The 14855-nt window shown below is 41.0% G+C and carries 12 protein-coding genes and 1 tRNA gene; 6 read left to right on the plus strand and 7 right to left on the minus strand.

All coding sequences use genetic code 11. From position 1 onward, the window contains the following. The first annotated feature begins 43 nt into the window (after positions 1 to 43). Positions 44 to 2332 carry a TonB-dependent siderophore receptor gene (locus AN214_RS14360; RefSeq protein ID WP_054980354.1) on the plus strand — a complete coding sequence of 763 codons (2289 nt, stop codon included), beginning with the start codon at positions 44 to 46 and terminating at the stop codon, positions 2330 to 2332. Between the two features lie 89 nt (positions 2333 to 2421). On the opposite strand, the gene AN214_RS14365 is transcribed toward AN214_RS14360, so the two are convergent. After that, positions 2422 to 2967 carry a YfiR/HmsC family protein gene (locus AN214_RS14365; protein ID WP_054980355.1) on the minus strand — a complete coding sequence of 182 codons (546 nt, stop codon included), beginning with the start codon at positions 2965 to 2967 and terminating at the stop codon, positions 2422 to 2424. A gap of 163 nt (positions 2968 to 3130) precedes the next feature. Here AN214_RS14365 and AN214_RS14370 point away from each other — a divergent pair, with 163 nt between their 5' ends. Continuing rightward, a complete protein-coding gene (locus AN214_RS14370; RefSeq protein WP_054980356.1) occupies positions 3131 to 5803 on the plus strand; it encodes a hybrid sensor histidine kinase/response regulator in 2673 nt (890 codons plus the stop codon). A gap of 105 nt (positions 5804 to 5908) precedes the next feature. Here AN214_RS14370 and rimI read toward each other — a convergent pair whose 3' ends face one another. From rimI to AN214_RS14385, 3 genes are all read right to left on the minus strand, one after another. Beyond that, positions 5909 to 6355 carry a ribosomal protein S18-alanine N-acetyltransferase gene (rimI, locus tag AN214_RS14375; protein ID WP_054980357.1) on the minus strand — a complete coding sequence of 149 codons (447 nt, stop codon included), beginning with the start codon at positions 6353 to 6355 and terminating at the stop codon, positions 5909 to 5911. Beyond that, positions 6340 to 6558, minus strand: a complete 219-nt coding sequence (locus AN214_RS22745) for a hypothetical protein (protein ID WP_161805692.1) — start codon at positions 6556 to 6558, stop codon at positions 6340 to 6342. The genes rimI and AN214_RS22745 overlap by 16 nt, the downstream gene beginning before the upstream one ends. Before the next feature lie 88 nt (positions 6559 to 6646). After that, a tRNA-Trp gene (locus AN214_RS14385) sits at positions 6647 to 6723 on the minus strand. Positions 6724 to 6905: 182 nt separating this feature from the next. On the opposite strand from AN214_RS14385, the gene AN214_RS14390 reads away from it, so the two are divergent. Next, positions 6906 to 7925, plus strand: coding sequence for a GGDEF domain-containing protein (locus tag AN214_RS14390; protein ID WP_054980359.1), 1020 nt, complete (start codon positions 6906 to 6908; stop codon positions 7923 to 7925). Positions 7926 to 7980: 55 nt separating this feature from the next. Here AN214_RS14390 and guaA read toward each other — a convergent pair whose 3' ends face one another. Both guaA and guaB read right to left on the minus strand, forming a co-directional pair. Then, positions 7981 to 9555, minus strand: coding sequence for a glutamine-hydrolyzing GMP synthase (gene guaA, locus AN214_RS14395; RefSeq protein ID WP_054980360.1), 1575 nt, complete (start codon positions 9553 to 9555; stop codon positions 7981 to 7983). 113 nt (positions 9556 to 9668) lie between these two features. Next, positions 9669 to 11138 (minus strand): IMP dehydrogenase, encoded by a 1470-nt coding sequence (gene guaB / locus AN214_RS14400; RefSeq protein WP_054980361.1) that lies wholly within the window; start codon positions 11136 to 11138, stop codon positions 9669 to 9671. A gap of 131 nt (positions 11139 to 11269) precedes the next feature. Between guaB and xseA the strand changes: the two genes are divergently transcribed. The 3 genes from xseA to AN214_RS14415 are packed head-to-tail and all read left to right on the plus strand — an operon-like array spanning position 11270 to position 13999. Further along, positions 11270 to 12622: an exodeoxyribonuclease VII large subunit gene (gene xseA / locus AN214_RS14405; protein WP_054980362.1), complete on the plus strand. Its 1353-nt coding sequence runs from the start codon at positions 11270 to 11272 to the stop codon at positions 12620 to 12622. Then, positions 12612 to 13088, plus strand: coding sequence for a hypothetical protein (locus tag AN214_RS14410; RefSeq protein ID WP_054980363.1), 477 nt, complete (start codon positions 12612 to 12614; stop codon positions 13086 to 13088). Before xseA ends, AN214_RS14410 begins: the two co-directional genes overlap by 11 nt. Positions 13089 to 13147: 59 nt before the next feature. Then, positions 13148 to 13999: an ABC transporter substrate-binding protein gene (locus AN214_RS14415; RefSeq protein ID WP_082428587.1), complete on the plus strand. Its 852-nt coding sequence runs from the start codon at positions 13148 to 13150 to the stop codon at positions 13997 to 13999. Here the strand turns inward: AN214_RS14415 and cysE are convergent. Beyond that, complete coding sequence (gene cysE / locus AN214_RS14420) at positions 13936 to 14757, minus strand: serine O-acetyltransferase (RefSeq protein WP_054980399.1); 822 nt, start codon at positions 14755 to 14757, stop codon at positions 13936 to 13938. The two genes, AN214_RS14415 and cysE, sit on opposite strands and share 64 nt — an antisense overlap. Between the last annotated feature and the right edge of the window lie 98 nt (positions 14758 to 14855).

Consider the following 14855-nt stretch of genomic DNA (forward strand, 5'->3'; position numbering starts at 1 on the left):
ACCTATAAATCTAATAATATTCGATATTGAATGTGTAACAGCTATGGCTAGCCGAATTAATTTTCTCAGTGTTGCGATACTTTTAGCTATTTCAGCTCAAGCAAATCATGCTGACGCTATTGATTACGATTTAGAATCTCTACAAGCACTTAGTTTAAAAGACTTGCTCAATGTGCAAGTGCAAACTGCTAGCCGCAAAAAGCTATCACTTCGTGACGCCCCCGCAAATATTAAAATAGTTACCGCAGAGCAAATAAAGCAACGAGGATATCAAAACCTGATTGATATCTTACGTGATGTACCCGGTTTTGATTTTAGCAATCACTATGATGGTGCTGGGGAATATACTAGCCACAGTATCAATCGTGGTATCGGTGGCACCCCGGGTAATGTGCAATTGCTGATTATGATTGACGGCATTGTACAAAACCATATCGCATTTAATTGGTCGCAGCCTTGGGGCAATCAGCAAATTTTCGCTGATATTGAACGCATTGAAATAGTACAAGGCCCAGGCTCTGCAAGTTATGGTGCCAATGCGTATTCGGGCGTTGTTCACTTTATTACAAAAACTGCCGCAAACACATCGGGGCAGCGCATGAGCTTACTTGGCGGAGAACATGGCACGCAGTCTGCGCAGTTTATGATTAACCATCAACTTTCAGAATTGCGCTTGCAACTTGCTGGTCGTTACTTTAAACGCGATGGAGATTCAGGGCTCGAAAGCTACGATCCTGCTGGCTACTTTACCAATCATTTATTTCCAAATTATCAACTACAGAGTTACGGCAACAACGGTTACACTACCATTACGCCACACCCATTTGCTAATCAATACCAAGGCGCGGGGTTTAATAACCAGAGCGATGATTCAGCATTAAGAGGTAAACTAGTTTGGCAAAACCCGCATCAGTATAAACGCGGTATTCAACTGATTAAATTGGGCTTTAATACTTGGCAACAGGAACAAGGGCTTGGTAGCTATGTTACTGGTTTTGAGTATCAAACACGCGATGCATCGTATAAGAAACACCAAAGCGCACAGCACTATTACTTAGATTTTGACTATCAATATTCGCCCGAGCTGATATTGCAAACGCGGATATGGCAAAGAGAAAACGAACAAAAACCAGATACAGGCTTCAAATATAGCTATCGCTTTGTTGATTTAGTAAAAAGCTATCATAGCGTAAGTGAGCAACGTGCATTTGAACAACAGCTCAATATCTCAAAGCTATACGATATAGATTGGCAAATTGGTTATCGCTTAATGCGCTCAAAAAAAATGGGCCAAGTGGTTTCGCTCGGCGATTATCAAATAGGTCATCAAGCATCAACGTCATCTGATTGGTTAACGGCAGAGGCTGGATTAGGCCTCAATGTATACAGCGAATCCCCTCTTGAGCACGTTGATGAACAAGCAGTGTATGTGGAAGCGCAAGGCTACCTCAACGACCGCTTAAATTACACCTTAGGATTGCGCTATGATCACAGTGATGCCTACGGTGGAACAACTAACCCACGAGCTGCAATTAACTATAACGCCAGCCAGAGCTTAGTGTTTAAACTGCTTTATGGACAAGCCTTCCGCGAGCCAAGTATTTTTGAGCTCAATGATGAGTTTCGTGGCAATCCAAACCTAAAACCAGAACAAGTCAGAACTACTGAGCTTGTTAGCCATTATTTTTACGAACAGCAAAAACACCAGTTAGATATTAAGACAGCATTCTACTACAGCCAAGAAGATAACCGTATTAGGCTAGATATTAGTGATGAGAATAATAATTTCCGCTACGACACTAGCAGAACAGTGAGCTATGAAAACGCAAAACACAGCGACTATTGGGGCGTCACGTTAGATACGAGTTATACCTATAATCAAAGTATATCGGCGTACTTTAATTATCATTACTCCGATGGCGACCAAGATTTAGCTACGAATGCGCTTAATCACACCACAGATCACAAAATTAATTGGGGCATTAATTACCGCGTTATGCCAAACCTCACCATTGACTTACGCGCCAATCACCTAATCAATCGCAATGCACCAACCAGTAACGCTTATTTTGATAAGCATTCACCTAGTTTATCGCTATATAACTTAGTGGTATCAGCACCAAATTTAACAATTTCGGGCATAAACCTTACACCACAACTCATTGTTAAAAACCTATTTGATAAACAATACACCTTGGTTGGTAGGCAAGATGGTGCCAGCGACATTAATGAGTACGATATTGAGCGAAATGCCGATCCTCAGGGTTTCACACCAGCCTATCACCCGCAAATGGGACGCACCTTAGCGTTACAAGTATTGGTAAGCTTTTAATCGACTATTTAAATGAAAGCGTAGTTAGGTACGTTAGTGCCTATTAGGCGTGTTGGTGTAAAAGGGTGAATTGTTTAACCTAATAGAAGCTAGTTATAAAGCGTTGCAATATCGAGCACAGTCTTATCCCAGCTAAGTCCTGTTGCATCACTGCTCTTTTTATTAAGAAAGAACATTGGGCGGCCATTTTTAACACTTAACCCCAATGTAATGCCCTGCTTTACCAAATCAATTTCATTAGTCACCAGTAAGCTATTAAACTTCAAACTATAAATAAGTGCATCGCTTAAATTTACTTGGCTATCAAGATAAATAATATCGTACGCTTTGTTTGGCAGTGTGTTACCAAACTTAATATCACCTAGCTGCTCGTTGCGCTGTTTGGCTTTTAGTAAATTAAACGCCTGGTACACGGCTTGGTCATTAATAACAAAAATAGAAAGCTTAGGCTTAACTGACAATGCCTTTTCATATGGCATTAACTTGGAAAGTAATACAACCTGCAAATTTGCCGGCAATTCGCTGGCCATGCTGAATGTTGATAAGCTGAAAAGCACTAACGATAGTACGAATAGCCGTTTTAACTTTTTAACTGAGTTTAGCAACACTGTTCGACTATCATCTTGCAGTAACACTTACACATAATGCTTATTTGATACTCCTTTTCGATAAGCTATCGTATTCCAAAACGACAATGCAACATACATGCAAATTATTGTACTGATTGTAATTATATTCTTATACTAGTACAAAAATATGCTAGATTATAGAAGAACTTTTGCTGAAAAATGGAAAACGATGAATAACAACAAGTTGAGTGTAAGACTGCTGTGGTATATTACTCCCCTTGTGATTATTCCTATGGCAATTCAAGGGGTATTCTCCCTTTCCAACGTTACCAGTTCTTCTGAAAAACAAGCCGAAGCAATTGTTACACGCTTTGTCGAACAGCAAGTATCAAAAAGCCAAAATTACACACAACTGTACAGTTCTATTATTGAATTACTCTCCGCTTCGCCTGATCTCAGCCAGTACTTAATTTACAGTTACGATGAGAACAATCGCCCATCAAAACAGCGAACACAATTAGTATCGGCACTGGTGGATGAATTTGGTAACTACGTCGATTCATTTTCTCACATTCTCAGCATTGGTGTAATTAACCCGCAAGGTGAAGTACTAAGTTACTATCCCAAAGCGGTGCTTGAAACCCGGGAAAGTTACTCGTTTAGCGAACAGCTAGCAAATAGTCGCAAGCAACAAAATTTATTTTTCGTAACAGAGAACGATAACACCTCGATTTACCTAACCTATCGCTTATTTGATTCGCGATTTACGCTCGACTCACCCAAAGTCTTGGGATATTTAATTTTTCATATCAATAACAGTGAAATCGCGAAAAGTGTTGCTAATAACTACTTTTCTGACACGGTTAATTTCATCATGGATAGCTCAGGTAAAATCCTGTTCTGCAATCAAGTTGATATTAATAACCGCTATGTATCTGAATTTGAGCTGCAATTACTGAAAAAAACAGCCAATACTGGCCTTTTTAGTCAAGTGGCACTGCGTACGTTAGCTGATGAAAAACGTATGATCTTAGCGCACTCAATGGGCAACGATTTATACTTTGTTACCGCGCTAAATAAAGATTCGCTCTATAAAGCAGGTAAAACCATAACCATGTACACCGCATTGTTAATTCTTGCGACTGCGGTGTTTTTACCTGGCATTATTTTCTTAGTTGTACGTCGCATGCTGTTAAAGCCGATTGAGTCACTTGCCGAAGCCAGTCATAAAGTGGGAGACGGTAATCTCAACGTAAAACTACCAATCGACCGCAGTGACGAATTAGGTATGCTATTTCAAGATTTTAACCATATGGTTAATCAAATTAAGCAATACCAAAATGAATTACTCGACTACCGTGAGCACTTAGAAGAAAAAGTTGTTACGCGTACTCAAGCCATCGCGAAAATCAACAAAAAGCTCGAAAAAGCAATTATTGAAGCTGAGCAAGCTAACCATTTGAAAAGCCGTTTCCTTGCCAATATGAGCCATGAAATTCGCACGCCACTTACGGCAATTATGGGCTTTACCGAAACCATCTTAACGCAAGAATCAAATAACAAAAAAGCCAAGTATTTAAGTACCGTATTGCGCAACTCAAAGCACTTACTTGAGCTTATTAATAACATTCTCGATCTTTCTAAAATTGAAGCCGATAAACTCGAAGTTGAAACACGCGCATTGGAGCTTATTCCGTTTATTAACGATATTAAAAGCGTGATTGAGCCGATGGCTACGGATAAGAAGCTTACTTTAAGCCTAAATATCGAATACCCGTTGCCAAGTATTATTCACAGCGATGAAACTCGCCTTAAACAAATACTGCTCAATATTTGTAGCAACGCGGTTAAGTTTACCGAAAAAGGCGAAGTGGCATTAAATGTTCGCTATTCACCTTCAACTGAAAAGCTGATCTTTACCGTGATTGATAGTGGTATCGGTATGTCACAACAAGAGCAAGAGCGCGCCTTTAAACCATTTGAGCAAGCCGACATTAGCACTACTCGTAAGTTTGGTGGTACAGGGCTAGGTTTATGTATTGCTAAAAACCTAGCACAGATATTAGGTGGCGATATCAGCGTAAGCAGCAAGCTAAGCGAAGGCAGTACCTTTGAAATAATTGTGGCAACAAACAATCAAAATCAACAAATCACCATGATTAACAGCGCCGATTCAGCTCAGGCAATGTTGAAAGAAGAACACACAACCCATGCTCAGCAGTTTGAAGGCAACATTTTGGTCGCTGAAGATAATAAAGATAACCAAGACCTGATCCGCTTATTGCTCAGCCAATGGGGCATCTCACCTGATTTTGCCAATAATGGCGCAGAAGCAGTAGAGCAAGCATTAACCAACGATTACGACTTAATTCTAATGGATATGCAAATGCCGGTAATGGGTGGCTTAGAAGCGACAGAAATGCTGCGTAATGCCGCCTTTGACGGGCCAATTGTTGCGCTAACGGCTAACGTAATGAAAAACGATGTTGACGCCTACCTCGAGGCTGGGTGTAACAAGGCGCTTGCAAAGCCAATTGATAAATCACAACTTGAACAAACATTGCAGCAATTTTTAGCGCTTGGCCGCAGCAGTCAGCAAAACTGGGAAGAGTTATTCCAAGGCGAGCGTTTTAAACAAATCAGTAGCAATTACAAAGCTAAGCTACCTAATTTATTAGAACAAATCGCTCATTTAAATGAGCAACAAGATCTCAATGAATTACTCGCATTAGCCCACAGTATCAAAGGCAGCGCGGGTTGTTTTGGCTTTAACCATATTAGTGATGCCGCCGCCGAATTGGAATCATGTATTCGCGACCATAATGAAGATGGCCTTGATTATCATATTCTCAAACTTGAGCAAGCTATTATATTTATTCTTAATCTAAAAGAGGAAGATTAGGACAAGTCAAATATGTGGTTAGGTATAGCGCTGTACGCATAATGCTCAGCCCAAAATAATGATTCGTTATCTAGGTGAATTAATGAAGCAGCGACTTCTTTTGAATTAAAAACTAAGCGCCATTAATATCGCGTCTTCACGACCAGATTCGCTCGGATAGTAATTTTTACGTACGCCTGTTTCAACAAAATCAAATGTTGTGTAAAGATGAATCGCAGCTTGATTCGACTGTCGCACTTCTAAAAATACATTCTCGCCATTTGCAGCTTTTACAACACCCAACAAATGGGTAAGCATCGCTTTAGCAAGCCCTTTACCTTGATTTTCAGGGCTAACACAGATATCCATCAAGGTATAATCAGGGCCTACTTGCTCTAAAATATAAAAGCCTTGTAGAGCATTGCTCTGCAAACATCCATACGCACTGTAACGCCCCGACAAACACGATGCCATTAGTTTTTCAGACATAGGAAAAGCATGGCACTGCTGTTCAATAGCCATTAAATTATGCAAATAGGTTTGGTCTAATTTTACGATTAAATCTGTTGCCATAACGTGTGCCACAATGCTTTCTTTTGTTCGCCGGTTAATCCAAAATTGTTCACTTTTACTAATCCTGCGCTTATTTCAAAAGGCACATTTAGATCAGTAAAAACTAGCTTAAAGCCGGCTGATTCTAGCATCAAATTCAGGTCAATTTGTAACTGCGCATTGTATTGCTGGGTTAAATCGTCGCTTTGTTTGAGCTGAAGCAATTCTATATCGAAAAGTGTAGCTAACCAGTTTGTAACCATAATGACAAAAAGATTAAAAATTGAAGTAGTTAGAAAGCGATAAAAGAAGTGGCAGGGGCGACAGGACTCGAACCCGTAACCGTCGGTTTTGGAGACCGCTGTTCTACCAATTGGAACTACGCCCCTGCAATGACGTCGCATTATAAGGACTCTTTGCTAAAGGTAAAGAAAAAAATAACATAATTCAGTTCAGATGCTCAAAATAACAACAAAATCAAATTTTACAATTGACCAATAATTATATTTGTTCGAAAATTAAGAATTAATTATGAAAAATATACAGAACGGAGTCTGGAGCTGAGGTAATTTTGCAAAAAGATCTCTTAAACTCGGTGGTAAAAATTACACGACACCGCGATGTAGATTCACTTGAATTAAGCTTGTTGTCTACAATTAGTGAGTTTCTGCAACCAACAGAAGCGGCGCTTTACAAAGACCTTTCGCGTTTTAATGGCATAGGTATAGAGTCGAGTGCTTCTTTATTAAGCGACGAACAGGGAAAAATTCACTGGCGTTCACGCGAGATTATTAAAGAGCCGACGAAGGAGCTACAATGCTGCCTTGAGTCTGCCTGCACAATCAGTTTACAAGACAAATCGGGTAATGAAACACGTTGGATCCCTGTCATGATTGATGACCAAGTATCGGGCGCTGTGTATATTGTCGCTAAACACCTTAATTCCAGTGAGCAAGTTACACTGAATGCACTCTGTCGTATTTATGAAAACTACTTAACCATTCTTAACGAGAGTGAACGTGATAAATTAACCGGCTTACTCAACAGACAAACGTTTGAACGCAAGATAAAACAACTGCTGGAAGACCAGTTACACTCGCATAATACGCCACAATTACAGGGCAACCGTAACAAACGTTATGACGAGTCATCTTGGCTAGCCATTCTTGATATTGACCACTTTAAACACGTTAATGATACCTACGGACATGTATGCGGTGATGAAGTACTGTTAACGCTTGCGCAAAAAATGCAGCTCTTTTTCCGCTCCAGCGATTTAATTTTCCGTTTTGGTGGCGAAGAGTTTGTCGTCGTATTTGAACCGACAACACTTGAGCACATCACGTCAAAACTGGCTGAATTCCAGCAATATGTGCGAGACAACAAATTTCCATTTGTCGAACAGTTAACATTAAGTATTGGCTTTTCGAGAATGAGCCCTTACGACTTCCCTATTTCGGTGATTGAGAACGCCGACAAAGCGCTTTATGTAGCAAAAAATAGCGGGCGAAACCAATGTGTTTATTACGGCGATATTCTTGATGAAGATAGCCAAGAACACCCTTCCGCCGATGACGTCGAATTATTCTAAAACATAAAAAATGCCAGCTACTAGCTGGCATTTTTACATCTCAAACTAAGTAGGATTATTCCCACTCAATCGTCGCTGGCGGCTTACCAGAAATATCGTAAACCACGCGCGAAATACCATCGATTTCGTTGATAATACGGTTTGATACTAAACCTAAGAAATCATACGGTAAGTGTGACCAACGCGCTGTCATAAAGTCGATTGTTTCAACACAACGAAGTGATACAACCCAATCATATTTACGCGCATCACCCATTACACCTACAGACTTAACTGGTAGGAAAACGGTGAATGCTTGTGACACTTTATGATAAAGATCTGCTTTGTGTAGTTCTTCAATAAAAATGGCATCGGCACGACGTAGTAAGTCACAGTATTCTTTCTTAATTTCACCAAGAACACGAACACCTAGGCCTGGACCTGGGAACGGGTGACGGTAAAGCATGTCGTATGGCAGACCTAGCTCAAGACCAATTTTACGTACTTCGTCTTTAAATAGCTCACGCAGTGGCTCAACAAGGCCCATTTCCATATCTTCAGGTAAACCACCTACGTTATGGTGAGATTTGATCACGTGCGCTTTACCAGTAGCTGATGCAGCAGATTCAATTACGTCTGGATAAATTGTACCTTGCGCTAACCATTTAGCATTTTGACGTTTGCCCGCTTCTTCATCGAATACTTCAATGAAAGTGTGACCAATTGATTTACGCTTAGCTTCTGGCTCATCAATACCTGCAAGATTCGCTAAGAAACGGTCTTCAGCGTCTACTTTAATGATGTTTAAGCCAAATTTATCGCCAAACATATCCATTACTTGCTGACCTTCGTTTAAGCGAAGTAAACCGTTATCAACAAATACACAGGTTAGCTTATCACCGATTGCACGGTTAATTAGCATCGCAACGACTGATGAGTCAACACCACCCGATAGGCCAAGAATAACTTCGTCATCGCCTACTTTTTCTTTAATACGCGCAACGGCATCTTCAATAATTGATGCTGGTGTCCATAACTTTTCACAACCACAAATATCAATTACGAAACGCTCTAATAAACGTAACCCTTGGTGCGTGTGTGTTACTTCTGGGTGGAATTGTACACCGTAAAACTTTTTCTCTTCCCAAGACATTGCTGCGTGCGGACAAGTATCTGTTTTAGCAGACGTTACAAACGTTTCTGGAATTTCAATAACCTTGTCGCCGTGGCTCATCCAAACGTCAAGTTTACCAATACCCTCTTCGATATGATCTTCAATTGCATCAAATAGCGCACAGTTACCTACTTTTTCAACTTTCGCGTAACCAAACTCTTTTTTATCTGAGCTGTGCACTTGACCACCAAGTTGCGTTGCCATTGTTTGCATACCGTAACAAATACCAAGTACAGGTACGCCAGCATTAAATACATACTCTGGAGCGCGCGGGCTATTTTCTTCGGTTGTTGACTCAGGGCCACCCGATAAAATAATACCTTGCGGGTTAAATTCGCGAATTTGCTCTTCGGTTACATCCCATGCCCATAGTTCACAGTAAACACCGATTTCACGGATGCGGCGGGCGATAAGCTGAGTGTATTGCGAACCAAAATCTAAAATCAGTACGCGAGAATCATGAATATTTTTGCTCATTAGTTGTCTCTTTCTAAAAATCCAACAACTCGATTGAAAACGGCAATTTCAATCGGGATACAATTAACTAAGGCTAGCAAAAAGCTAGCCTTATCGATAAATAAAAGCGCGAATTAACCTAAACGGTAGTTAGGAGCTTCTTTTGTGATTTGTACGTCGTGAACGTGCGATTCACCCATACCTGCTGCGGTAACACGTACAAATTGCGGCTTAGTGTTAAGCTCTTCAATTGTTGCACAGCCCGTAAGACCCATCGCACTGCGAATACCACCAACCTGTTGGTGAATAATGTTAGCAATTGGACCTTTGTACGCTACGCGACCTTCAATACCTTCTGGTACCAGCTTCTCTTCCGATTTCGAATCTTGAAAGTAACGGTCAGATGAACCTTCTTTTTGGTTCATTGCACCTAAGCTACCCATACCACGGTAAGATTTGTAGTAACGGCCTTGATAAAGCTCAACTTCACCTGGTGCTTCTTCGGTACCAGCTAGCATTGAACCAACCATTACCAGTGATGCGCCCGCAACAAGTGCTTTTGCAATATCACCAGAGAAACGAATACCACCGTCAGCTATAACCGGAATATCACGACCTTTTAAGCCTTCAACGGCATCTGAAATCGCTGTAATTTGCGGAACACCACAACCTGTTACGATACGTGTAGTACAAATTGAACCTGGGCCAATACCTACTTTAACGGCATTAACACCGGCATCAGCAAGTGCTACTGCACCTTCAGCTGTTGCAACGTTACCTGCAACGATTTGTAAATCAGGGAAAGCTTCGCGCGTTGCCTTTACGCGGTCGATAACACCTTGTGAGTGACCGTGCGAAGTATCGATAAGCAGAATATCAACACCCGCTTCAACTAACGCTGCGATGCGCTCATCTGTGCCTGCGCCAACACCAACAGCCGCACCTACACGTAAACGACCTTGTTCGTCTTTGCATGCATTTGGTTTATCTTGTGCTTTTTGGTAATCCTTAACAGTAATCATGCCTTTAAGTTTAAAGTCATCATTAACAACTAAGATTTTTTCGATACGGTGCTCATGCATTAGGCCTAAAATCGTTTCACGATCTGCGCCTTCTTTTACTGTTACCAGCTGTTCTTTCTTAGTCATTACTGTAGAAACAGGTTGGTCTAGCTTTGTTTCAAAACGCATATCGCGGCTTGTTACAATACCAACTAGGTTGTTTTCAGTATCAACAACAGGGAAACCTGAGAAACCTTTATCGTGTGCTAATTGAAGTGCACCGGCAATTGTCAGGTCTGCAGTAACAGTAACTGGGTGAGAAACAATGCCCGCCTCATACGTTTTAACTTTACGTACATTGGCAGCTTGCTCTGCAATTGTCATGTTCTTGTGAATGAAACCAAGACCACCTTCTTGCGCTAACGCAATCGCTAAACGTGCTTCAGTAACTGTATCCATAGATGCAGAAACGATTGGCAGATTTAGTTCAATTGTTTTCGTTAGACGAGTTTTAAGGTTAGCTGTATGTGGTAATACAGTTGAGTGGCCTGGTACTAATAGTACGTCATCAAAGGTTAAAGCTTCTTTAGCGATCCTAAGCATTTGCAACTTCTCATGATATCTGTGGGTGTAGGGAGTTGCGGGTGGATTTTATCAGCGAATTTCATTCTAGTAAAATAAAATTTAATGTTTTGTGGTAGAATATTTTCCATTCAGCGCTAAATCATACTGTTATGTTGCAAAATCAGATACAAAAAGTTTATACCGTTTCCTTGCTCAATAAAGAGATACGCTACTTACTCGAACAAAATTTCTTTTCATTGCAACTCACAGGAGAAATATCTAATTTTATTTCGCCGAGTTCTGGCCATTGGTATTTCAGTTTAAAAGACGATAACGCACAAATTCGCGCAGCCATGTGGCGCGGTAATAATAGAAGTGCCACTTTTAAACCAAAAAATGGCGACCAAGTACTGGTGCGTGCTCGCGTATCACTTTATGAACCTCGCGGTGATTATCAACTTATTGTGGAGCACATCGAGCCTGCAGGTGAAGGTCAGTTAAAACAACAGTTTGACGCGCTTAAAATGCAACTTGCTGGCGAAGGTTTATTTGCCAGTGAATTTAAAAGGCCCCTGCCTAATAATATTCGCCGTTTAGGGGTTATTACTTCACCTACTGGCGCTGCAATTAAAGATATTCTCAGCGTACTGGAAAAGCGCGCGCCACAACTTGAGGTGGTAATTTACCCTGCACTGGTGCAAGGAAATGAAGCGCATTTACAGCTTATTGAACAATTACAGCGTGCTAATCAGCGCAATGAAGTGGATGTCATTATTCTGGGCCGCGGCGGCGGCTCAATGGAAGATTTATTGTGCTTTAACCACGAAATGCTCGCACGTGCTATTTTCGCGTCTGAGCTTCCTGTAGTAAGCGCTGTTGGTCATGAAATTGATACGACTATTTCAGATTATGTTGCGGACTTACGTGCAGCAACACCATCGCAAGCGGCCGAAATTGTTAGTCCAGATAAAAATCACTTAGCTCAAAACATCGATGTGCTACAAAATCGATTGCACCACTTTATGGCAAAACGACTGCAAAGTGCAGCACACAGCTACCAAGTACTTGAACAACGTTTGCTGCGTTACCACCCTAGTAACCAATTAAATCAGCAATCTCAGTTACGAGATGAGCTTGAAATGCGCTTGCTCAACAGTATTCAACGAAAATTAGAGCAAGCAAAGTATGCACAACATACATTACAAAATAGACTCGAAAAAGCCACGCCCGAAAAGCGTTTAAGCCATGCGCAGCAACAGTTGCACAATCTGGTTAGCAGGCTTCAAACCAGTCAAGCAAAGCAATTAGAGTGTGCAGAAAAACAACTTGCGGTATTGGCGGCAAAACTCAATGCTACCAGCCCACTTGCGGTATTAGCGCGCGGCTACTCAATGACGCAAAAAAATTCTAGCGTGGTCACCTCTGTCTCTCAAATTACTGAAGGCGACAACATTGTCACGCAATTTGCCGATGGTACTGTTACCAGTAAAGTCTCACATGTGAGTGCTAACAATGATCAATAAACCACTCATCAAACAGGCCCTTATTGAGCAGCTAGAAGCGAGCTTGGCAGTTGCAGTGCAATCTGCAAAACACGCACATCAAGATGCCACTCACGAGCAAAGTAAGGCCGAAACCCAATACGACAGCCTCGGCATCGAGATGGCTTACTTAGCTGAAGGGCAAAGTAAACGCATTGAAGCGCTTAGACAAGAAATTCAGGTACTTAAAGAATCGATAGAGCCAATTAGCAACCAGAAAATACAACTAGGCAATTTAGTTAAGCTCGAAAACTGTGACGATGAAAGTGTGTTATGGGTTTATATTTTAGCCGTTGCAGGTGGTAACAAAGTCACTTTAAATAATGTTGATATTCAAATTGTTACACCAAGTGCGCCGATTGCTAAAAAGCTACTAAAGCAATCGATTGAGGATATTGTTAGCTTTGACTGGCAAGCAACTGAGTATGAGATTATCGAAGTTGTTTGAGTCTTATTAATAAGTGTGTTTTTATTTAAACTATAAGTGTTATCGATTGGTGTAACCTGATGTATCGCATATCCTTTTTTGTTGTATTGATGACTATTTTCCTACCAGCGTTTAGCTGTGAGATAACGATGGGCTACCGTACCAGTGCAAGATTACCACTTATCGCTGCAATGCCATCGAATCAAGGGCTATACAAAGCTATATTTGAGCGTGCTGCGCAAAATATTAACTGCAAGTTAGTCATAAAGCGTGCGCCAAAAAAACGCATAATCAAACTGCTTAATGAAGGTGCCATCGACTTTTATCCCGGTTATGGCTTTAATCAGGCGCGCAGTGAGTTTACTCATTTTTTCGAAAATGGCCTCACTAGTCATAGCGTCGTGATCACACACCGAGATGTTGCCAAAATAGATAATTTAGAACAACTGGAAAACAAAATTCTGCTAAAACCCTATGGTGGCAGAAAATCGGCCATTGAAGAACGAAATATATTGGTGCGGTACGGGCAAGATTTAGGCATTGCTGATGCAATCAAAGTAATTGAAAAAAAGCAGGCTGACTTTTTTATTTACAATAAAGCGTCGATTGATTACTACCTAGCACAGCAGCCAAATGCACAGATTAAAATTCACGATTGCTGTTATTTAGCAAAAGCAATGCATTTTGGCTTTTCTAGAAAGTCGAAGCACTATGAATCGTCGCTCAACCCAAACTACTTGCCAGAGCAAGCTGTGTCGGTCAACAACGTACCTTATTTGGTAAATGAAGGAACTGTTGCCAGCGCATTCGCTAACGCGGTGAAAGCACTGGCCAAAAATGGAGTAATTAAACAGTTAGAGCAGCAATATTACAGTGCAGCACTCGACAGTGAACAACCTGCTTCTTCGGACATATCAGCAACAAAACATTGATCCATGGTTTCTGCAGGGCAACCTATTGTGGTTTTGCCAACCACTTTAGCTGGCACACCGACGACAGTCGTATGCGCATCAACATCGGCAATTACAACTGAACCCGCGCCAATTTTCGCATCTTCACCGACATCAATGTTACCCAGTACTTTTGCTCCCGCACCTATTAATACACCGTGACGGATTTTCGGATGACGATCGCCTTGTTCATTACCTGTACCACCTAACGTAACTCCTTGTAGAATCGATACGTTATCTTCAATAACGGCGGTTTCACCCACTACAATACCGGTTGCGTGGTCAAACATAATGCCTTTACCCACTTTACATGCAGGGTGAATATCGACACCAAATACTTCTGAGTTGCGGCTTTGAATAAATTGCGCAAGCTCTTTTCTATTTTGACGCCATAGGCAGTGTGCTAAGCGGTGTACTTGAATTGACTGAAAACCTTTTAGGTTTAGTAGCACGGTTAAGTAGTTATCAACCGCAGGGTCGCGATCACGTACCGCTTTAATATCGTGCGCAACGTTATCAAGCATGGTGTCGCAATTAACAAATGCTTGATCGAATAACTCACGGAAAGTGAAAGCTGATACTACCGCATCAGATAATTTATTAGCGACAATAAAGCTTAATGCAGACCCTAGGCACTCATGGTTAAGTACACACGAATAAACGTGACTTGCCAATAACGGCTCTTTTCTTACTAAGGCTTCTGCTTCTTTACGTAATTCTTGCCAAATTGTATGACGCATAACAACACCAATCACTTTAACTACTTTTAGCTGTATAGCTTAATTTTAAACGAGTTTAACGCTTTTTGTTAACTTGAGTAAGTAATTAAAGATAAGTT

The sequence above is a fragment of the Pseudoalteromonas sp. P1-9 genome, from assembly GCF_001399975.1.
Taxonomy (GTDB): Bacteria; Pseudomonadota; Gammaproteobacteria; order Enterobacterales; family Alteromonadaceae; genus Pseudoalteromonas.

Coding starts and splice junctions, on each gene's coding strand:
- AN214_RS14360 (WP_054980354.1), top strand. CDS start 44: ATGGCTAGCCGAATTAATTTTCTCAGTGTTGCGATACTTTTAGCTATT.
- AN214_RS14370 (WP_054980356.1), top strand. CDS start 3,131: ATGAATAACAACAAGTTGAGTGTAAGACTGCTGTGGTATATTACTCCC.
- rimI (WP_054980357.1), bottom strand. CDS start 6,355: ATGGCAACAGATTTAATCGTAAAATTAGACCAAACCTATTTGCATAAT.
- guaA (WP_054980360.1), bottom strand. CDS start 9,555: ATGAGCAAAAATATTCATGATTCTCGCGTACTGATTTTAGATTTTGGT.
- guaB (WP_054980361.1), bottom strand. CDS start 11,138: ATGCTTAGGATCGCTAAAGAAGCTTTAACCTTTGATGACGTACTATTA.
- xseA (WP_054980362.1), top strand. CDS start 11,270: ATGTTGCAAAATCAGATACAAAAAGTTTATACCGTTTCCTTGCTCAAT.
- AN214_RS14410 (WP_054980363.1), top strand. CDS start 12,612: ATGATCAATAAACCACTCATCAAACAGGCCCTTATTGAGCAGCTAGAA.
- AN214_RS14415 (WP_082428587.1), top strand. CDS start 13,148: ATGTATCGCATATCCTTTTTTGTTGTATTGATGACTATTTTCCTACCA.
- cysE (WP_054980399.1), bottom strand. CDS start 14,757: ATGCGTCATACAATTTGGCAAGAATTACGTAAAGAAGCAGAAGCCTTA.